The following is a 20,120-nucleotide window of genomic DNA, read 5'->3' as shown; positions in this document are numbered from 1 at the left end:
AGTGCTAACGTTTTCTCAGAATGCCTGTATGTTATTATGAATTTATTGCACAATAAACTTCATAAATTAACCATTATGTGTTCAAAAATATGACAGAAAGACTGAAGTCCACACTCGACCAGTGGGTGAACTTAGTTGCTATCAGCGAAGAAGGAAGTGTGCAGGGCGCTGCTGAAAGGTTAAATAAGAGCCACACCACTCTTTTGTATTCAGTGAAAAAACTTGAAGATCAGCTTGGTACGAAGCTGGTTGAGGTGGTAGGCAACAAGACGCGTTTAACAGCCAATGCGACTTTTCTTTTACGAAAAGCGGGCACCATGCTTGAAATAGCCCGGCAATTAGAAAAACAGAGTCATCTCCTTTCCGAAAGGTACGAGTCCAATCTCACAGTCTCAGTGGATCATCTTTGTGATCGCAACTGGATCTATGGTCCCTTGAAAACATTCTGTTCTAATAATGAATTAACATCTGTTACTTTGCGCGAAACCTCGCTTAGCTCTACCCGAAAATACGTTAAAGAAAAAATATCTGATATTGCCATTATTAACCTACCTGTTGAAAATCACCCATCATCTTTCTTTGGCCATGTAAAGATGTTGCCGGTAATTTCTTCCAGGCACCCACTTTCCAGGCAAAAGAATATCAATGTAAATGAATTGGTAAATACAACTCAAATTGTTCTGAGAGACTTAGGTCGCGACGAAAACTTTCAGGGGGAAAATGTTGGCTGGCTGAAAACACAACGCAGATTAACGGTGGACAATTTTGATTATGCAATTGACGCAGTGATTTCAGGTTTGGGATTTTGCCGAATTCCTGAACACCTTATTAATAAAATCAATAATCCTGAGATTGTTAACCTTGATATTCAGGAGGGATTTGACTACCAGGTTCCCCTTCATCTAACCCTACCTAAGGGTGAGGAGACAGGACCTGCTGCGCGGGCTCTTTTTAATCTTCTGATGTCAGAAGCAAACAAAAGGGTCGGATGATGTTAATAACCTTACAGTTCATGGAGTAAAACCGTTTGCTGTGGAAAGTAAGCTGACAACATACGCCCTCACCCTCCGTTCTTCAGTCTTATAAAACTCCCTGAGTGGTAAATTTAACACCGCCAAAATCACAATTGTTAAGGATTTCTGCACACTGTATCCTGAAAACAGATAATTATCGTTCTAGTCTTGAATGCTACTATCATTCCATCGATTCATTTCGCCTCTGAAGAAGAAAAAACCTTCAGTAGCGATTATTTGATAGAGCAGCGAAGCCTTCCTCATATGCGTTTAAAGCTATGATGTTGTTTCCATCTACTAATCCATTTTGAGGATGAGAATTATATGAAAGTTCAGGATGTAAAATACACTGCTAAAGCCTATGCAACGGGTGGTCGTGACGGGCGCGCATGGTCTGAAAGCAAGGTGCTGGATGTCAGCCTTTCTATCCCTAAACAACTGGGGGGAGCAGGTTTACCGGGTACTAATCCTGAGGAACTATTTGCTGCTGGCTATTCCGCCTGTTTCCTGGGGGCTATGACATTCGTTGCAGGGCAACTTAAGAAGAAGCTCCCAGCGGGTACAAAGGTAAATGGACTGGTTGGCATCGGGCCAATCCCTACTGGTTTCGGTATCGAAGCCGAATTGATTGTAAGCCTACCGGGTATGGATTATGAAGAAGCAGTAGAACTGGTAGAGAAAGCCCATATTGTGTGTCCTTACTCTAATGCTACACGTGATAACATCAACGTTAAAACGAGCATCGAAGTGTAACTAGCGCCCTCATGGCTCCTTTAGCCGCTCTCATCGGGCGGCTAGCACCCAACGAGGAATCCATTCTTTTCCTATAATCCACGTACCCTCCCCTCCAAATAGAAGCTCAATAATTCAGGCAAATATCTTTCACGGTTTTAAGGAACCAGAGTTTCTCTTTACCACTACGTGACGTATTCTGGCTGTACAGGCACACTTCAATTTTGGGAAAATCGACCGGAAGAGAGAGTGCCGTTACTGCAAAATGTTCACTTTTTTGAAGGCTATAGGTTTCCGGTACTACGCTAATATAGTCTGACGATTCAACCAGAGGAGCCACGATATTAAGATCGGGTACTGTTAATGCTTTAGTCAGCTTTTGATTCGTGTTGGCGTACCATTCCTGATAAAAGTTATGGCCAGCCTGAGAAGATGCCACAATGTGTTTTTCCTCCAGGAACTGCTTTAAGGTGATGGCTTCTTTAACACGTGCGTGTGCATTTCCTTTCAGACATACATATCTGTCTTTGAGCAAGATATCGCAATGAACATTCTGTACAGCATATGTTCGGTTGCAGATCGCTGCATCGACGAATCCTTTATCAAGCCATTCCTGAAGCTTTGAAATTTCCAGAGGAAGTATTTCTATCTCCACCCCTGGCGCCAGCTTTGTTATCTCGCTGAAAATTAGAGGCAGGTAATAATGTTCGCCAAGATCCGACATAGCCATGACAAATTTATGTCCGGAGGTCCGATAATCAAATGATTTTCGGGAGGCGACAACAGCGTCTATTTCGCCCACCGCTTTGCTAAATGTGCGATATATTTCAATTGCCTGTCGTGTTGGTTTCATACCGGTGTTCTGTCGAACAAACAACTCATCATTCAGTTCATCACGCATCTTCTTAAGAGCGTAACTCACTGATGGCTGGGTAATATTCAGGATATCTGCGGCTCCTGAAACGCTTTCCTGCTCATATATAGCAACGAAGACCTTAACCAAATTCATGTCCATATAGATTCTCTCTATATTAGTATTTTAAAATATTGATTGGTTCTATGAGGCTAGCAAGATTTAGACTCTGCTTCAACATCAGAAGAGGAGTTAACATGAAAACTGTACAACAAGCGACCTACGACATCCTTCGTAGTAATAATATGAATATCATCTTCGGAAACCCGGGCTCGAATGAACTGCCATTTCTGAAAAATTTCCCGGAAGACTTCACCTACGTACTGGGTTTACAGGAAGCCGTCGTGCTTGGCATCGCTGATGGTTATGCTCAGGCCTCCGGCAAGCCCGCTCTGGTTAACCTCCACTCTGCCGCTGGCACTGGCAATGCCATGGGTGCACTGGCAAATGCCTGGAACTCCCACTCTCCACTTATCGTTACCGCGGGTCAGCAGCATCGGGCCATGGTCTCCGTTGAGCCTTACCTGACCAATATTGATGCCACGCAGCTGCCACGCCCATTGGTTAAGTGGAGCTACGAACCGTCAACAGCACAGGAAGTTCCATATTCGATCAGTCGTGCCATTCATACAGCCATGTCAGAAGCAAAAGGTCCGGTATATGTGTCCGTTCCTTACAATGACTGGGCACAGGATGCAGAAGCGCAGAGCAACTCCCTACTCAGCCGTAAGGTCACCAGTCGTCGAGCGCTCGATGCAACATCCCTGCAGAGCATTACGAACGATATCCGCATGGCTAAAAATCCGGTAATGATCCTTGGATCTGACGTGGATGCAGATGATGCTAACGACATTGCAGTGCAACTCGCAGAAAAATTGAAATGTCCGGTTTGGGCAGCGCCGTCCACGCCACGTAGCCCGTTCCCGAACAAACATCGTTGCTTTAAAGGTCTGCTTACATCGGGTATCAATTCGATTTCAGAACAGTTATCCGCGCATGATCTCATTCTGGTCATCGGTGCGCCTGTCTTCCGCTATCATCAGTATGAAGCCGGTGAGTACCTGCCTGCTGACGCTAAACTCATCCATATCACGTGTGATATCAGTGAAGCCGCTCGAGCTCCTGCTGGAGATGCATGGGTTGCCGATATCAAACCGGCCATGCTGCAACTGCTGGATTCTGTAGACGAAAAAACAACTGAGATGCCAGACTATAGAAAATCACCGGTGCAGGTAAACCTGACGTCACCTATGCGCCCTGAGACTGTCTTCGACACATTAAACTGGGCAGCACCGGACAACGCAATTTTCGTAAACGAGTCAACCTCCACGACGGCCGCGATGTGGGAACGTCTGAACTTCGAGAGTCAGGGAAGCTACTACTATGCCGCAGCCGGCGGTCTGGGCTTCGCAATGCCGGCAGGAGTGGGTATCCAGATGGCCCGACCGGATCGTCAGGTCTTCGTGGTTATTGGGGATGGTTCATCTAACTACAGCATTCAGGCGCTGTGGACAGCGGCTCAATATAATGTTCCGGTGATCTTTATTGTGATGAAAAATGGGACCTACGGTGCTCTGCGCTGGTTCGCATCTGTTCTGGATATTGGTGATATTCCGGCCTTTGACGTGCCATCCATTGATTTCACAAAGATCGCTGAAGGTTATGGTTTACAAGCTTTTACCGCGGGTAAACCTGAAGAGCTGGAGCGCGCCATTGCCAGCGCCCGACAGTCCGGTAAACCGGCTCTGATCGAGGTTGAAACCTGGGGCGCCCTGCACGATATGCAGGCTAAGTAATCTGCCCGACAATCAGAGGGAAGCTTCGTTTTCCCTCTTGATATCCGCTGTATCAGAGCACACGCTCTACAAGAAATCTAAGGTGTGAATATGTCCCCTTCCGCAATTCAATCCATTATCAAAAATTTTAAATCTACCGATATCAACGTGGTTGATTTAACTCATCAATTGAATACGTCCTTCCCTACGCTGACATTGCCGGCCGAATTTGGTCAGACCTGGGCGTTCAAAAAAGAGAACATTTCAAACTACGATGAAAAGGGACCTGCATGGTACTGGAACAACTTTTCCTGTGGTGAGCATACCGGTACGCATTTTGATGCCCCGGCACACTGGATAAGTGGTCGCGATCGCGAAAATAATACAGTAGATACTATCGATGTGAGCAACTTCATTGGTGAAGCTGTAGTTATCGATGCAGTAGAAGAAGTTCGGCAAAACAGTAACTGGATCCTGACTAAAGAATTCCTTCAAAAATGGGAGAAAGATCACGGGAGAATTGATGATAATTCATGGATCTTGTTTCGTAGCGGCTGGTCTGAACGGATCAACGAGCCTGAAAAATTCGCTAATCTGATTAATGGGAAGCCCCATACTCCAGGGCCAGATCAAGCTTGCGTACAGTGGATGATAGAAGAGCGCAATATCCGCGGTTTTGGTGTGGAAACTATCAATATCGATGCAGGCTTATCGTATGACTGGCCGATTGCGTACCCCTGTCATAACCTGATGCTTGGGTCGGGGCGGTTTGGGCTTCAATGTCTGAACAATCTTGCAAAATTACCAGCGAGAGACATTCTTATCATTGCTGCCCCACTTAAAATTGAGGACGGATCAGGTAGCCCTCTACGAGTTCTGGCTATTTATTGAAATAAAAAAACCGCCAGATGGCGGTTTTTTTATTTCAATAGGAAAAGAATCAACAGACTAGTTAGTAATGGAGCCATTAGGGGTTTTAACTCTTTGTTAAAATAAAGAATTACAATCGCTGCAAGCATGACTGCGAGAGCTAAACCATACCCAAGCATCTCATAATTCAGCAGTATGAGAATTAGTGCTAAGGCTTCAAGGGCAGCAGTGATAAACCGGAACCAACTGGGCATTCTCCATCTTATATATGAATCAATAATCCCTTTTGGTCCAACTAAGTTAACAACCACTCCGATGGAAAATATAGTAAAAAATAAAACAAAAGCAACATTATTAACGATATTCAAAAGCGACCCTCCTCTTTTAAAGAAAGTTAACATGATTTTTATACTGCTATCAAATAGACTCTCTTTATATAATGAATTCATATGGTAAATATTACTTATTACCATCTCCAGCTCCCTGACAGACAGGGCAGAAAAATGTACTACGCCCAGCGATTACTATCTTTTCAATTTCTGCGCCACATATCACACACGGTTTTCCATGTCTATTATAGACTCGGTGATAATCCTGAAAACTTCCTTTCTCACCATTTGAATCAACATAATCGCGTAGTGTACTACCACCCAGACTAATTGCCTCTTCCAGAAGTGGTCGCGTATTTTCAAATATCTTAAGTATTTCAGCGTTCGATAGAAGATGACTACGTTTAACAGGAGACATACGAGCCCTGAATAAAAGCTCATTGGCGTAAATATTACCAATGCCAGTCAAAATTTTATCGTTCATCAGGCATAATTTTACTTCAGCTTTACTTTTTTTTAGTTTCGAGGTCAGATATTGAAGGGTAAATTCATCATCGAACGGATCTGGTCCCTTGTGATAAAATCTTGGATGCGATTTATCGATATCCTTAGTCCATTCGATATATCCAAAACGTCTTGGGTCGTTGTATACAAGGCTTATGTCATATAACCTAAAGATAACATGGTCATGTTTCAATGGGGTATAGTTATGAGATTTAATCAAAACTTTACCAGTCATACCAAGATGAATAAGGAGAAAGCCATCAGATAATTTAATACACAGCACTTTACCCTTTCTGATAACATCAAGGATAATTTGATTATTGATCTTTGAAGCTAAATTTTCTTGTAATAACCATCTCAACTTACTGGTTCTCACTTCAGTACTTGTCACTTTCTGAGCAAGGAGTTTTTTCTTTAAGCTTTTTTTAATCGTTTCAACTTCTGGTAACTCTGGCATTTCACTTCCTTAATATTTTTTAGACAATGATTCCTCAACCATTTTTATAATTTCGATTTTATTAGCATAGCCAGATAATACTTTCCGAATCTTGCCTTCTTTCTCTAATAATATTGTCGGAAAGGAATTCACTCCGAACTGTCTTACATGATTAAATTCAGAGTGAGTTTCAAGCTCTGAAAACCTGGACTCAAAAATTTCGCTGAAAACTTTAAAATCGATGTCGTTTTTTTCACAAATACTTTTGTAAAAACTCAACGCCGTGGGATCCTCTGATTCAGTATAAAATTTTCTTTGCGTTTCATGAAAAAACTTTAATTTAACAACTGAGTTTATTAAAGACGCACTGACAACTGCACGACAGGCAGGTTCAGTGTCATAATTGAAATCAGATTTATCGAGTAAAGCATAGCTAAATGGCTGATCTGTAACCTGATTGATATGTTGCCACTCATTACGCAAAAAGAGCCTAAAATCATCATTCCATTCATCTCCGCCTCCTGCTCGTAGTCCTCCATTTGTGAGCACAAACCGGAAGCCATTTTTGAGACTATAGGTTTCAAGCGTTTTAACTGACTCAGCCAATCCCCAGCACCAGGAACACATGGGATCCCCCACATAATGCACGGTAATAGATCCATCTTCGATTCTTGCGGGACCAGGACTAAACCCATCCACTGCAGGAGTAATAATGCATTGTCCGGTTTCATTATCGCAGATCATATGTGAACCTCATCATGAAAAAGGGTATGTTATTGTTCATTTTTCATGAGTACAATCCAGAGAAATGAAACTCACTGTTCAGGATTTGTAATCAATGGATAAACTAAGTGCCATAATCGCATTCATAAAGGTTGCAGAAACAGGAAGTTTTACTGGTGCAGCGGATAAACTCAATTTACCGAAGGCACGAATTTCTCAACGCATTAAAGACCTCGAGGGTGAATTGAATGTCAGGCTCTTTGAACGATCCACTCGTGCCGTGCGCATAACTGCAGCCGGCGATGAATATCTTAAAGAATGCCGAACTCTCCTCAACCACCTTTCTCTGGTCGAAAGTAACCTGAAGGGAGATAAAAATGCGTTATCCGGCAAACTGACCATCGATGCGCTATCTCCTTTCTTACGATGGGTAATAGCCCCCTTTATCAATGAGTTTATGCTGAGATATCCTGATATTCAGCTTAATCTCAAAAGCAGCGACTGCTTAGTTAACCTTTTGCAAGAAAATGTCGATCTGGTTATCAGGGGAGGAATTTTGGAGGACTCCAGCCTCATTGTCCGTCCTCTGTGCTTGGTTCCTTTCCAGCTTTACGCTTCTCCTTGGGTGGCGCAGTTTCTTTCTGACAAAAGAGAACTCTCAGAGCTGGAAAATCAAAAACTTATTTCCTGGTTTCCGGATGATGAAACTGAACTACGTTGGCTGTTACATAAACAAACTGATTCCCAACAAATACGGAGTAAATTCCACATCTTTGTCAGTGATCAGGATGTAGCCCTCAAGATCGCATCAGCAGGTAAAGGGATTTGTCCAGGAATGTTTCTGGCTGCGGATAGCTACGTCAAAAGGGGGGAGCTGGTACCCGTTTTGACGGACTGGACATTGGCACCAAGACAGGTCTCTATCCTTTATCCGAGTAAGACGCACCTACCCAACAAGGTCAAAGTGTTTATCGATTGGATGTCAGAAGCGGTAAAACGTGTTGATTTTACTCAAAAGCATTTATGACATGATTCCTTTTTCTCCCAAGTTCAGAGCTATTCACGTTGCTTTGCAGCTTAGGTAAATCATATCAATGTGAATGAGCCGTTCATTTATGCGGTGATGGATAACTCGATTTTCCAGAGTCCTGCTCTCAGATCTTGACAATTTAGATATGGGACTTGAGGTAAAATCGCTACTGGAGAGAACATAAGATTCGGTTTACCAAGGAAAATCTAAATTAGGCTGAGATGCCTGAAACTCTTCGGCATCAACCAGTACGAGTCTTGAAGCGCTTTGGTCTGGATGGGCCTGGAAATAGTCCGCAATAAGGTTGAAAGCAAGAGAATACCCTAACCACCTGGGCAAGAGACCGGTGCCATAAAACCAAGCATTGTGATCATAGTTTTTACACTTCCAATTATCAGCCAGCATTACGTGGTAAGGATGTATTTCATTGACGCTGAGCACCTCCCAGGGCTCAGGTTCGCCGCCAAAAATCTCCAGGGCGAAATGTCCCGCCAGTCCCTCAGATACTATTGCCTCCCCCAGAGTGACACCATATCCAGGGCCAGTCCATCTAGCGGCATGGTGCAGTTCATGAGCAAACATACGTTCGAGGGACTGATGTGTGTTACGGCAGAAGGCAGGGTTTTCGGGATCGACGATGATGTACACTACCCCAGGTTCAGGGCAATATCCCAAATGCCCTTTTTCTGGAATCACCTGCGCTCCGAGCTTTACCACAACATCAAGCGCAGGGAGTTTCAGCCGGGCCATGGCTTTTTGGTAAGTGCTTTCCAGGCATCTCTCCAAAAAATTGCGGTGCTCTGTAAGGGCCCCATGTGCATTTAGAAGATGCAATTTCATCGAAGACATTTTTTACCCTTATCAATCATAATGGTTATAAGCTGCACTAATCATAAGGTCGAACAGTACGAAGCTAAAATGATGATGTGCTTATTATTGGAGCCGGAGCAGTTGGCCACTCTGACCCCTTCTGTAGAAGTTTCCTATCACTCTTTCTGAAGAGCATAGCCTTTACGGGCACTCAGACAGGAAATAAGAGCGAGCCCGAGAGCAATAAAGGATAGTATCGCCCCTGCCCAGTTTGGTGAAACCAGCCCAAAGCCGGCAGCAATAGTGGCTCCACCCACCCAGGCCCCCAATGCATTACCCAAATTAAACATCCCAATGTTTACAGAGGCTGCCATTGTGGGAGCTCCGGCATGACTGGCCCGATCCATAACCAGTTTTTGAATAGGCGACACCGTTGCAAAACCAAATGCAGCCATAAAAAATACCGATGCGCTGGCAATAATCTGGTTTTCTGCCCCTAGCCAGAAGATTAGGAGCACAAGCCCTTGCGCTAGCAGAGTGACAAAAAGTGTGCCAAATAGTGAACGGTCAGCATAGCGTCCCCCTATCCAGTTTCCCACCGCCAACCCGAGGCCGAACAGAACCATAAGCCAGGCTATACCACTTGCCGTAAATCCTTCGGCAAGCATCATAGGGGCGATATAGGTGATCGAGGTAAAAAAGGCTGCCGGGCCAAAGACGGTAATTCCCATGACAAGCAATACCTGCGGATCTGCAAAGGCACGTAATTCCGTACGCAAGGCAATAATCTGCCCTTTTTCAATTCGGGGCACTAATAACACAATACTGGCTATGGTTAGCACGCCAATACCCGCAATGATCCAGAAAACAAGTCGCCAACTAAAGGCCTGGGCAAGCCATGTTCCGGCAGGAACACCAAGTAGATTCGCCATGGTTAGACCTGAGAACATAAACGCAATGGCACTAGCTTTGCGCCCGGGGGCTACCAAGGATGCTGCAATTATTGAACCAATCCCGAAAAAAGCTCCGTGATTAAATGATGTGATGATACGACCAACGATTGCCAAAGATAAATTTGGAGCCGTAGCAGTGATAATGTTGCCAATCGTGAAAATTGAAGCCAGAACGACAAGCATTGTTTTACGAGGAACCCTAGCGCCCAGTACCGTCAGTAAAGGTGCACCAACGAAGACTCCAAGTGCATAAGAGGTCGCCATCATCCCGGCTGCCGGGATACTGACACCAAAATCAGTAGCAATTTGCGGAAGAATTCCGGCAATAAGGAACTCCGTTAGACCTATTCCGAAAGCACCGACAGCGAGCGCAAAAAGTGCAACTGGCATTGAATCTCCTGAATATTTTTTTAAACACATTAGGTGAAATTAAGTATATTCATAAGTTCATTCTGAGAAGGTAGCCATATGAGCGGATTTGAGAAAGAAAAAGATAGTATTCGGCAGATGAGGCATAAACCCGCAGAGCTTGATGCAATCGACAGAAAAATATTAAGCGCGCTTGCTGATGATGCGAGTCACAGTTACACAGCTCTGAGCAGTATCGTGAATCTTTCTGCACCTGCAGTACACGAGAGTCAAGCGGCTTAAACGCGATGGCGTGATCAAGAAAACAGTGGCGTTACTGGACGGCGGTATGCTTGGTCGGACCTTGTTAACATTTCTCCTGATCGAAGCAAGCAGTTACACCGCAACGCGAGCACTTCTACAGTTCACTAATAGACGTGAGGTTGAAGAAGTACATACTGTAGCCGGGGACGGATGTGTTCTAATTAAGGTGAGGGCAGCTGATACTGAATCGCTGGAAAACTTTTTGATGGAGATTCAGGAACTCGCGGACGTCCGTTCTGTGCGTAGCTACATTGCGTTATCCACTTTTCTTGAGCGTGGGCCTTCTCCCGATTAAAAAGGGAGTACAGTTGAAGTGATCCGATCTTACAGCCGTCATCATCTAGCAGATGATGACAACATTCCTATAGCACTAAGAATATGAATTTACTAATCATTAAGGTTAATCTGAGCTCACTCAGATCGTTTGTTCTGTCAGTCATTCTGTCACGTTACCTCAGATAAGAGAACTAACCAGAATATTTAAAATAGTGCCGCCGGATATATGATTCATATTTTCTCAGGCTGCGCTTTGCAGCATGAGATTTAACACTGCAATGAAACCATTTATGAGCTTTGTCTCTGAACGGTAAAGTAAAGATGATAGCTATAGGGGCATTACTGATGAAATTGGTCCAATGAGTTTTCGGTATTTTAAAATATCGGTGAGTATTTAATATTTAATATGTCCATGGTGTTGGCCATATTGATAACTGGACATTTAGTCTATCGCCACATTCAATCATAGATTCAGCTTCTAGACGGGGACGCGTTGTAGCTCTTGTACACAAACGTCCGCTGAGTGCCAGGAGCGGACGTTACATCGACCAAATATACGCTCTACTTAATTTGTAATTATTTGTTAGAAAAAATATTATAAAAATATAGTCAGCGGATATGATTTAGCTATCTCACTCATAACGACCCAGGTGATATTATGCTCCCTCCGCTCCGTGCCAGGAACAGAGGCTAGTATGATGAGTTTTTAAAACAGGCCGGCTGACCTGTTCCCAGCTGATTGAAACACGGCATTGTTAGCAAGATCGCTCAGAACGGAAATTTGAGATAGTCAAATTCAACGCAGCAAGTCAGGATAAATGCTATCCCTCATGGCGCATCTCAAATTCGTTCAACTGCTCCAATGCTTTTGCCACTTTCTGAAACATTAGGTGTTTTTGTTCGTTCCTTCGTGACACATGCGAAACGACGGTAAACACTCTTCCGCTCCTCTCCGTCCAGCAGTTTTCATGCTGTGCTGGTATATGCATCTGTCGTGCTTGATGCTGTAGTACAGGAGTCGTCAGATTGCAGATGTATGTCCGCACTTCAAACTGTTTTCCTGGTGTTCTGTCCAAAAAAAGTACCACATCAGATTCATTCACCCAATGTGACAACCTGAAACGCAGCGCCGGGTACCCTTCCCAGTGGTTAAGTGCCGTAGTGACCTCATAACCCCTATTAGAAAAGTGTTCTGTCAGAAACCGTAAGCATTCCTCCTGAAGTGATTTAACCACAGCGTTTTTCAGTAACACTGCTTCCTGAATATTGTGCAAATTCTCGAGAACAAAGGTTTCGGTCTCCGCTGCAATCGTATTTTTACCCATCAGTGACTCCAGATGTAACATGAATTCGCGTAGCAAAACCTGCCATTTATTTAGAGGGGGGGAAATACAGGCCATGCCGAGTCTCGACGATAGTACAGAAAGAAACAAGCTGTAGCTTATTCCAGCCCACCCAACAGGGGCCTGTCCCTCTGGCGACAGAACAACCAGGAGAGGTCTCTTATCTGGATGTTTATGCGCCAGATACCCGCTGTAATCATTAAAGGGATTGTTCTGCTGGTGCCAAATTTTATTCTCCAGTGCCATTACCCACTCTTCGGACTCAAGTAACAAGTCGATTCGAGTTCCTTCCAAAGTCATGACTTCACGAGCAGGAGGAGATAAAAGTGATGCATCCACTGGAGCTAACAGGCATTCCAGAAGTGCGCCAAGAACCAGTGCATTCAGTCCATGGGGAGCATCTGGATCAATAAAGAACGCGAGTAAATCGCTGACAGGGTTTTCATAGTGTCTGTGGGCTCCCAGCGAAAAGATATTGGCCTCGTTTTTTTCAGCAGCAGACTGTGATTTGAGGTGGGTCAGTAATTCCTCCAGTGCAGGCAGGTCCATTAGTTTCTCCTAAGAATCTTTCCCTAGCCAGAAACATACCAATAAAAATCCCAATGGCAAAGGGGAGTGACCGGCTCCCGTTGATTCACACGGAATGCTGTCAGAAATGTCCGCTCCGCGCTCTCAGCGTACCTTCAACTCTGTCAGTTAGCGCTTTGTACCAGTGAGTGTCACTGTTTTGTAGAGTTCATACCAATCACCATAGCTCAAAATTTATATCGCCCAGGCGTCATGCCAAATACACGGCGAAATAAGGCGATAAAAGTACTCACATTGTCGTAGCCCAGGTCCAGCGCAATTGACTTGACTGACTGCCCCTCAGCCAGAAGTTCGAGTGCCCTGAGCAAGCGCACACGCTGTCTCCATTCAGTGAAGCTAAAGCCGGTTTCAGCGCTGAATCGCCGCGTGACCGTTCGTGGCGATGTTCCGGCCCACGATGCCCATGCCTCAATTCTGCGGTCATCGTCTGGCCGTTCTATGAGAGCACTTGCAATCCTGAGAAGACGGGCATCCTGCGGCATTGGCAGACCGAGGTCCACCTGGGGAAGCGACTGGATCTCGTCCAGGATGACTCCAGCCAACCGCTCCTGCGATGCAGTAAGAACATTTTCTTTCCATGTCGACGCCCGCGTTATGGCCTCGCGTAGTAGGCCTGTAATGGAAAGAATACAGGGTTTATCAGGTAACTCTTTGCAAGCAGAGGCACCGACATAGACACTCCAGCCTGAGTATGGACCATACGAATATAAGCCGTGCGGTATGGCTGGCGGTATCCAGACTGCATGTGTTGCGGGTACTACCCAGCGATAATCACCGGCATCAACTGTTAGCAGTCCATTTTCAGCTCCAAGTAACTGTCCACGGGCATGGTGATGACGGGGGGTTTCCCGTATCACCTCAGTCCGGCGTATAACGGCAAATAAAGCGGGTTCTTCATCAGAGGAGGCCTGCGATAATGGAATCAGAGGGGCAGTCATATTTGGCGCTTAAAGAGTATTGAATGTCTCTTATACCGTACCAAGGCCAGCAATGCGAACGTAAAATGCTCTCAACATTCACTGAGGAGCACACATGCAAGCTTTTACTATTGACACTGTTCTGGACGAAATAATCAACCAGCAAGAATTACCACTGGAAAAGGTACTTGATCGGTATTTTAGTCCCAACTATCGCCAGCGTACCAATAATTGCTGGGAGGACCGTGAAGGGTTCGCTCATCATGCTCGCAAGCTTCGAGAAATCTGCGTTTTCGCGCGGGTCGATGTGCTTGACGAACTCCGAAATAGAAATCTCTATGCCACCCGACATCGCGTTCAATGCACTAAGCGCGACGGAACAGAGGTTGTGATGGAAGTGTATATGTTCGCTGAAACAGAAGAGTCAGGACGCTTCCTGCGCATTGAAGAAACGACGCTGATGCTTAAAGGTGCAGAGAGCGATCACAATTTAGGCAGCACCAAATAAAACACCAGCAAACATCAATCACGTCCGCTTCTCGCTCACAGCGGACCTTTAGTTCAGGTAACTTGTCCGCTCCGTGCCAATAGCAGACCTTACCCACTGCAGTAATTTACCTGACTGAGATCCATTCAGTAATGGTTCTCGCCAACGCCTCAGGTTATTCGAGCGGGATCATATGACCGCAATCCTTGACGGTTCTCAACGATGCATCAGGTATGGCATTGACCAGCTCCTCTGCCTCCTGCATGGAACGGATGGCGTCATCTTCACTGGCTATAACCAGAGTGGGACAACCTATCGTTGCTGAAGGAATACCTTGTCGGGTTAAGGTCGATTGCGTAATGAAGGCTTCAAATCCGAGACAACGTCCCATTTGCTGGATAGTTGAAATCATATCCCGATCTGATGCGTTTAGGGGGTGCAGTGACCGGGCAATAGCATGGCTGCTCAGCCCCTTAAACGTTGCGGGTGACAATGACTGCACGCTTTGCCGCTTTGATTCCGCCTCTAATGGCGTATCTTCCCGTAACGAACTGGCAATCAGTACTAGGGACTCCACACGATCCGGAAAATCTGCAGCAAACTGCCGGGCAATGTACCCTCCCAGTGAAAAACCTATCAACGTAAATTTGTCAGGCAGACAGGTACTCATATGCTGCGCGATATCATGGAGGGTTCGTCCTTCGGTTACGGAAGCATGATGAACAATACAGTTTGCCGGCAGGTATGTTTCAAATTCACGCCAGAGCATTTCATTCAGCATATACCCGGGAATTAAAACGATCGTTCGTGGCGTTAGACTCATAGCACTCGCTTAAATGTATCGGAGGATTAGCTCAAAACGGGTTAAAAATATCTGACCAGGGCTGAAACGACAATCCCAAGGGTGATAGCAATTAAAGGTCTTTTAAAAACCAGCATCACGACGGCCGTGGTCAATAATGCCATCTGAGCGCCTTTGTCGCCTGTGAGGGCAACGGGGGCTAAAATCGCCACGAGAACGGAGCCTGACATCCCCTGAATAAAGGCTTTTATTCGGTTATTAAAAGGCACAAAAGACATAATCCAGACACCGCCCCATCGGGTAACGAGGGTGACCAACGCCATAATCAAAATAATAATAAGAGGTCCTGAGCCTACCGTCTCAATACTCATTTTTTCTCTCTCATTATAATTCCAGTAATACCTCCGGCGAGGGCTCCAGCGATCACATGACTATTTTCTGGTAACCATTTATACGCTATCAGCGAGGCACTGGCCGCTGCGGCCCAGATAATCAACATCCTCAGGTTTCTTTCCCCTTCGAACACCATAGAAAGGAGAAAACACCCCATGACCATATCAAGACCAACGCTTTTGGGATCCTGGATAACGCTCCCGAAATACACTCCTGCCAGGGTCCCTGCTCCCCAAAAAAGCCATAACGCAAGACCGCCACCAAAGAGTAATCCCAGCCCTGCGCTTCCCCTGCTGAATGCCTGTATGGACATGGCCCAGTTAGCATCGGAAACGATCATCATGATCCCGTAGCGTTTAGCGGGTGTTAACGCGCGCAACCACGGGTATAAAGTGGCCCCCATTAACAGATGCCTGGCATTAATGGCAAAAACGGTGGCAATAAGGGTTAATACAGGAACCTGATCGGCCCAAAGCTCTAAGGTGGCGAATTGAGCATAACCGGCAAAAACCAGCAAACTCATCATTGTCGCCGACGTCGGGTCCACTCCTTTCTGCGATGCGGCCAGGCCAAAGGCGGCACCCAAAATAGCGACAAAGAGTGAAACCGGGATAAGCTGCCGAAAACCATCCCATATCAGCGAATGATTAAGTTGAGACAAATCGGGCTGGTGATGCGTCATCCGGGACCTCATGAATTTCATAACAGTGAAAGCAAACAGGGGGCCACTATGACAGTGTTGTGGAATCGATAAAAACGCATAATAATTGATGTTAATATTTGATTACCGAATGCAAGGCTCAAAGGTGCATTATCAAGACCTCCAGATGGACTGGCTTAAATGTTTTGTCGCGGTAGTGGATGCGGGATCGCTTTCGGCTGCGGCACCTGAAGTCCATCGCTCACAATCTGCGGTCAGCATGCAACTTAAAAAGCTGGAATCTGCATTAGGGTGTCAGCTATTACTTCGCGGTCCTCGTCAACATCAACTCACGTCTGAAGGTCAAAAACTGCTGGGATATGCCCGAAGGATGCTCGACCTTCATGCTGAAACGCAGGCCGCATTTCACGGTAAGGAGTTAACAGGGCGTATTCGTCTGGGGGTCCCTGATGACTATGCAGCAAAATACCTTACCCCTGCGCTGAAGAGATTTGCCCCTAACTTTGGGTCAGTCGAGATCGAACTGAGCTGTGAGCAATCAACGTCTTTAATTCCTCGCGTTGAGGCCGGCGATCTCGATTTGGCACTGGTTTCCCGGGAACATCCCAACCAAGGCGCGTTACTGTTTTATGAACCGATGGTGTGGGTGGGTTCTCCACAGTTTGAGGTCTGGCGGCGCGATCCATTACCCATTGCGGTTTATGAAAGTACAAGCCTTGCTAAACGTAGTGCTATCAACGCATTAGCACTGCAGGGGCGGAGATATAAGGTGGTGTATAACAGCTCCAGCCTGTCAGGGCAGATTACCGCAGTGGAAAGTGGCCTGGCTGTGGCGGTGCTGACCCAGTGCAGCGTGCCGCCTCATCTGCAAATTCTTGGCAGTGAACATCTTTTGGGGCCTCTTGAACCCATGGAAGTCTCATTGTTCAGAAGCCGTACTTCCCAGGGTTCTCCTGCAGTGGATAGTTTGTACGATTTGCTCCTCAGGACATTACGGGTCAGAAAAGTTGAAAGTTGAGACGATTTATTAGGTGCCTCAACGTCCGCTCTTCGCTCATAGCTGCCCGCCATGTCAGCTCAAAAAGCACGCTTGGCGTAGGATATTTTCCGTTTTCCAAGCGGCCCCCTTAAAGGTCCCAAGACGAAAGTAGTAATGTTTGTTCAAAGCCAAACCACATTTAAGTGGCATCAGCAACCAGCCGTACCGACTCATTAATAGATTACCTTTACCGGTTATAGCTTCATCTGTTTTGTTCTTATTCTCTGATACTTGTCAACATAAAAATCAATATGTCTCGCGCCAGAAAAGTCAACTAAGATAATGAATTATTGGATTTTTTTTGAAATTATGGTATCGATTGACAACAAACACCAGATGGGAAAACGGCTGGACTCGGAAACCCGCAGGGAACGAGGTCACCGAACAGCGGCAGCGCCGCCATTTGGCCTGGGCCGGTGGGTGAATAAAACGTCATAATGAACTCACTCTATTGACACTGTTTATGCATACAGTATATATACTGTCGTTATACCCAGTAAAGAGAGGCTAAAAATGTTCGTGGAACTCGTTTATGACAAAAGGAATTTTGAGGGTTTGCCTGGTGCAAAAGAGATCATTCTCGGCGAATTGAGTAAGAGAGTGCACCGCATTTTCCCGGATGCTGAAGTTCGGGTGAAACCGATGATGACGCTGCCGGCCATCAATACGGATGCCAGCAAGCATGAAAAAGAGCAGATCAGTCGCACGGTGCAGGAGATGTTCGACGAGGCGGAGTTTTGGCTGGTGAGTGAATAACGCGGTGCCGTTATCTTCTCTGGCACAACACCCGCTACGCGTCGTTAGCGCCAGAGAAGTTCGCGTCGCCCTTACAGTTTCAGCATCATATCGATGCAGCGCAATTGCGCATTCGCCGATGCAGAGAAGTGCACGCTTTCCTTCACAACGGTAAATCCTTGCGTCTCATAAAACCCTTGCGCATTGGGCGTAGAGGACAAGGTAATCGTTTGAAATCCACGGGCGCGGGCTTCTCTTTTTATTGCATTCATAATCGATCCGGCCAATCCCTTTCCGGTGTACTCAGGCAGAGTAAAAATAGCCTCTACGCTACCGGAAGTGAGATCGAGATAACCCGTTGCCACCGGTCGATCGCTATCGTCCACCGCCACAAAAAACGGATAGTTAACAATCTCCTGGCGATACTGCTCAGGCATATTGTCCGGCGTCCATGCATCAATGACCGTCGCGTCATAGCTCGATGTGCATCCCGCGCGAATAGCCTGATTCCGAATATCCCAGCATCGTTCTGCTTCTTGCGGTGTAGCCTGTCTGATTTGCATCAGTATTTCCCTCGCTTATCGTTATTGTCGTTTTTACAAGGCAAAAAAAACGGGAACCCAGCGGCTCCCGTTTATCACGAACCCAGCAACTGGATTACATGTTTTCGATGATTGCGTCACCAAACTCTGAACATTTCAGCAGTTTAGCGCCTTCCATCAGACGTTCGAAGTCATAGGTCACGGTCTTATTGTTGATCGCGCCTTCCATACCTTTAACAATAAGGTCAGCCGCTTCGAACCATTCCATATGACGCAGCATCATTTCTGCGGACAGGATGATAGAACCTGGGTTCACTTTGTCCTGGCCTGCGTACTTCGGTGCCGTACCGTGGGTCGCTTCGAACAGTGCGCATTCGTCACCGATGTTCGCGCCCGGAGCAATACCGATACCGCCAACCTGAGCTGCCAGCGCATCGGAGATGTAGTCACCGTTCAGGTTCATACAGGCGATCACGTCGTATTCAGCCGGACGCAGCAGGATCTGCTGCAGGAACGCATCGGCGATCACATCTTTAATGATGATCTCTTTGCCGGTGTTCGGGTTCTTGATTTTCTGCCACGGGCCGCCGTCGATCAGTTCGCCGCCGAATTCTTCGCGAATCAGCTGGTAACCCCAGTCTTTGAACGCGCCTTCGGTGAACTTCATGATGTTACCCTTGTGAACCAGGGTCAGAGAATCGCGGTCGTTGGTGATAGCGTATTCAATCGCTGCACGCACCAGACGCTTGGTCCCTTCTTCGGAGCACGGCTTGATGCCGATACCGCAGTGTTCAGGGAAGCGAATTTTCTTCACGCCCATCTCTTCGCGCAGGAATTTAATCACTTTCTCAGCGTCAGCCGAGTCAGCTTTCCATTCGATACCCGCGTAGATGTCTTCAGAGTTTTCACGGAAGATGACCATATCAGTCAGTTCTGGGTGTTTAACCGGGCTTGGGGTGCCCTGATAGTAGCGAACCGGACGCAGACACACGTACAGGTCGAGCTCCTGACGCAGCGCAACGTTCAGAGAACGGATGCCGCCGCCAACTGGCGTAGTCAGAGGGCCTTTGATAGCAACACGGTAGTCGCGGATAAGATCCAGCGTTTCTGCTGGCAGCCATACGTCCTGGCCATAAAGTTGGGTGGATTTTTCCCCGGTGTAAATTTCCATCCAGGAAATTTTACGCTCGCCTTTGTAGGCTTTCTCAACAGCGGCATCAACCACTTTCAGCATTGCTGGGGTGACATCAACACCGATACCGTCGCCTTCAATAAATGGGATAATCGGATTGTGTGGCACATTCAGCTTGCCGTCTTTCAGGGTGATTTTTTGACCTTCCGCCGGAACAACTACTTTGCTTTCCATTCACCTCTCCTTCGAGCGCTTCTGGTGTGCTCGTCATCCTTTACGCCACAGGTTCTTGCCGCTACTACGCCCACTCCACTTATCCCGTTTAGGTATAGCCTGGAGATGCACTGTCTTACCGTCTTCCTGCAACACAAAGAGTTAGAGCATTTTGTTAATGTTTTGTAATAAGCCTGTCAATACTACCTGATTGTTTGTCGCCATGAAAGAC

The 20,120-nt window shown here is 46.2% G+C and carries 23 protein-coding genes; 10 read left to right on the top strand and 13 right to left on the bottom strand.

All coding sequences use genetic code 11. The features are described 5' to 3' along the window. The first annotated feature begins 89 nt into the window (after positions 1-89). Positions 90-992 carry a LysR family transcriptional regulator gene (locus AB2B48_RS03270; protein WP_368300781.1) on the top strand — a complete coding sequence of 301 codons (903 nt, stop codon included), beginning with the start codon at positions 90-92 and terminating at the stop codon, positions 990-992. A 345-nt stretch (positions 993-1,337) separates the two neighbouring features. Then, positions 1,338-1,766, top strand: a complete 429-nt coding sequence (locus tag AB2B48_RS03265) for an organic hydroperoxide resistance protein (RefSeq protein WP_200922889.1) — start codon at positions 1,338-1,340, stop codon at positions 1,764-1,766. Between the two features lie 106 nt (positions 1,767-1,872). Here the strand turns inward: AB2B48_RS03265 and AB2B48_RS03260 are convergent, their stop codons facing one another. Beyond that, positions 1,873-2,760: a LysR family transcriptional regulator gene (locus tag AB2B48_RS03260; RefSeq protein ID WP_368300780.1), complete on the bottom strand. Its 888-nt coding sequence runs from the start codon at positions 2,758-2,760 to the stop codon at positions 1,873-1,875. 95 nt (positions 2,761-2,855) lie between these two features. Here AB2B48_RS03260 and mdlC point away from each other — a divergent pair, with 95 nt between their 5' ends. After that, entirely contained in the window at positions 2,856-4,454 is a 1,599-nt protein-coding gene (mdlC, locus tag AB2B48_RS03255; RefSeq protein WP_368300779.1) for a benzoylformate decarboxylase, read from the top strand. Positions 4,455-4,544: 90 nt separating this feature from the next. Next, on the top strand, positions 4,545-5,324 hold the full coding sequence (locus AB2B48_RS03250) for a cyclase family protein (protein ID WP_368300778.1): 780 nt from the start codon (positions 4,545-4,547) through the stop codon (positions 5,322-5,324). Between the two features lie 29 nt (positions 5,325-5,353). Here the strand turns inward: AB2B48_RS03250 and AB2B48_RS03245 are convergent, their stop codons facing one another. Genes AB2B48_RS03245 through AB2B48_RS03235 form a run of 3 tightly spaced genes read right to left on the bottom strand, consistent with a single transcriptional unit; the run spans position 5,354 to position 7,316 of the window. Next, entirely contained in the window at positions 5,354-5,776 is a 423-nt protein-coding gene (locus AB2B48_RS03245) for a hypothetical protein (RefSeq protein ID WP_368300777.1), read from the bottom strand. Next, entirely contained in the window at positions 5,763-6,593 is an 831-nt protein-coding gene (gene mutM, locus AB2B48_RS03240) for a bifunctional DNA-formamidopyrimidine glycosylase/DNA-(apurinic or apyrimidinic site) lyase (protein ID WP_368300776.1), read from the bottom strand. The genes AB2B48_RS03245 and mutM overlap by 14 nt, the downstream gene beginning before the upstream one ends. 9 nt (positions 6,594-6,602) lie before the next feature. Further along, on the bottom strand, positions 6,603-7,316 hold the full coding sequence (locus AB2B48_RS03235) for a DsbA family protein (protein WP_368300775.1): 714 nt from the start codon (positions 7,314-7,316) through the stop codon (positions 6,603-6,605). Positions 7,317-7,410: 94 nt separating this feature from the next. Here AB2B48_RS03235 and AB2B48_RS03230 point away from each other — a divergent pair, with 94 nt between their 5' ends. Further along, positions 7,411-8,322: a LysR family transcriptional regulator gene (locus AB2B48_RS03230; protein ID WP_185666335.1), complete on the top strand. Its 912-nt coding sequence runs from the start codon at positions 7,411-7,413 to the stop codon at positions 8,320-8,322. Positions 8,323-8,517: 195 nt separating this feature from the next. On the opposite strand, the gene AB2B48_RS03225 is transcribed toward AB2B48_RS03230, so the two are convergent. Both AB2B48_RS03225 and AB2B48_RS03220 read right to left on the bottom strand, forming a co-directional pair. Beyond that, complete coding sequence (locus tag AB2B48_RS03225; RefSeq protein WP_368300774.1) at positions 8,518-9,174, bottom strand: DUF2268 domain-containing putative Zn-dependent protease; 657 nt, start codon at positions 9,172-9,174, stop codon at positions 8,518-8,520. A 137-nt stretch (positions 9,175-9,311) separates the two neighbouring features. Further along, positions 9,312-10,478, bottom strand: a complete 1,167-nt coding sequence (locus tag AB2B48_RS03220; protein ID WP_368300773.1) for an MFS transporter — start codon at positions 10,476-10,478, stop codon at positions 9,312-9,314. A gap of 78 nt (positions 10,479-10,556) precedes the next feature. On the opposite strand from AB2B48_RS03220, the gene AB2B48_RS03215 reads away from it, so the two are divergent. Next, entirely contained in the window at positions 10,557-10,739 is a 183-nt protein-coding gene (locus tag AB2B48_RS03215; protein ID WP_368300772.1) for an AsnC family transcriptional regulator, read from the top strand. A 46-nt stretch (positions 10,740-10,785) separates the two neighbouring features. Beyond that, positions 10,786-11,055: an Lrp/AsnC ligand binding domain-containing protein gene (locus AB2B48_RS03210; protein WP_368301901.1), complete on the top strand. Its 270-nt coding sequence runs from the start codon at positions 10,786-10,788 to the stop codon at positions 11,053-11,055. An 802-nt stretch (positions 11,056-11,857) separates the two neighbouring features. Here AB2B48_RS03210 and AB2B48_RS03205 read toward each other — a convergent pair. Further along, on the bottom strand, positions 11,858-12,928 hold the full coding sequence (locus AB2B48_RS03205) for a PD-(D/E)XK nuclease family protein (protein ID WP_368300771.1): 1,071 nt from the start codon (positions 12,926-12,928) through the stop codon (positions 11,858-11,860). A gap of 206 nt (positions 12,929-13,134) precedes the next feature. Beyond that, positions 13,135-13,587, bottom strand: coding sequence for a helix-turn-helix domain-containing protein (locus tag AB2B48_RS03200; protein ID WP_368301900.1), 453 nt, complete (start codon positions 13,585-13,587; stop codon positions 13,135-13,137). Between the two features lie 412 nt (positions 13,588-13,999). On the opposite strand from AB2B48_RS03200, the gene AB2B48_RS03195 reads away from it, so the two are divergent. Continuing rightward, a complete protein-coding gene (locus AB2B48_RS03195) occupies positions 14,000-14,392 on the top strand; it encodes a nuclear transport factor 2 family protein (protein ID WP_368300770.1) in 393 nt (130 codons plus the stop codon). Between the two features lie 154 nt (positions 14,393-14,546). Here AB2B48_RS03195 and AB2B48_RS03190 read toward each other — a convergent pair whose 3' ends face one another. Genes AB2B48_RS03190 through AB2B48_RS03180 form a run of 3 tightly spaced genes read right to left on the bottom strand, consistent with a single transcriptional unit; the run spans position 14,547 to position 16,248 of the window. Continuing rightward, complete coding sequence (locus tag AB2B48_RS03190; protein WP_368300769.1) at positions 14,547-15,194, bottom strand: alpha/beta fold hydrolase; 648 nt, start codon at positions 15,192-15,194, stop codon at positions 14,547-14,549. Between the two features lie 41 nt (positions 15,195-15,235). Next, positions 15,236-15,544, bottom strand: a complete 309-nt coding sequence (locus tag AB2B48_RS03185; RefSeq protein ID WP_368300768.1) for an AzlD family protein — start codon at positions 15,542-15,544, stop codon at positions 15,236-15,238. Beyond that, positions 15,541-16,248: an AzlC family ABC transporter permease gene (locus AB2B48_RS03180; RefSeq protein ID WP_368300767.1), complete on the bottom strand. Its 708-nt coding sequence runs from the start codon at positions 16,246-16,248 to the stop codon at positions 15,541-15,543. The genes AB2B48_RS03185 and AB2B48_RS03180 overlap by 4 nt, the downstream gene beginning before the upstream one ends. Positions 16,249-16,393: 145 nt before the next feature. Between AB2B48_RS03180 and AB2B48_RS03175 the strand changes: the two genes are divergently transcribed. After that, positions 16,394-17,245, top strand: a complete 852-nt coding sequence (locus tag AB2B48_RS03175) for a LysR family transcriptional regulator (protein ID WP_326976462.1) — start codon at positions 16,394-16,396, stop codon at positions 17,243-17,245. Positions 17,246-17,779: 534 nt separating this feature from the next. Further along, on the top strand, positions 17,780-18,022 hold the full coding sequence (locus AB2B48_RS03170; RefSeq protein ID WP_185669985.1) for a DinI-like family protein: 243 nt from the start codon (positions 17,780-17,782) through the stop codon (positions 18,020-18,022). A 71-nt stretch (positions 18,023-18,093) separates the two neighbouring features. On the opposite strand, the gene AB2B48_RS03165 is transcribed toward AB2B48_RS03170, so the two are convergent. Next, a complete protein-coding gene (locus tag AB2B48_RS03165) occupies positions 18,094-18,564 on the bottom strand; it encodes a GNAT family N-acetyltransferase (protein ID WP_185669984.1) in 471 nt (156 codons plus the stop codon). A 94-nt stretch (positions 18,565-18,658) separates the two neighbouring features. Beyond that, positions 18,659-19,909 (bottom strand): NADP-dependent isocitrate dehydrogenase, encoded by a 1,251-nt coding sequence (gene icd, locus AB2B48_RS03160; protein WP_220440620.1) that lies wholly within the window; start codon positions 19,907-19,909, stop codon positions 18,659-18,661. Between the last annotated feature and the right edge of the window lie 211 nt (positions 19,910-20,120).

The sequence above is a fragment of the Kluyvera sichuanensis genome (assembly GCF_040930405.1).
Lineage (GTDB): Bacteria > Pseudomonadota > Gammaproteobacteria > Enterobacterales > Enterobacteriaceae > Kluyvera > Kluyvera sichuanensis.
Note: the sequence above shows the minus strand (reverse complement) of the source record. Positions and strands in the feature narration are given on the sequence as shown.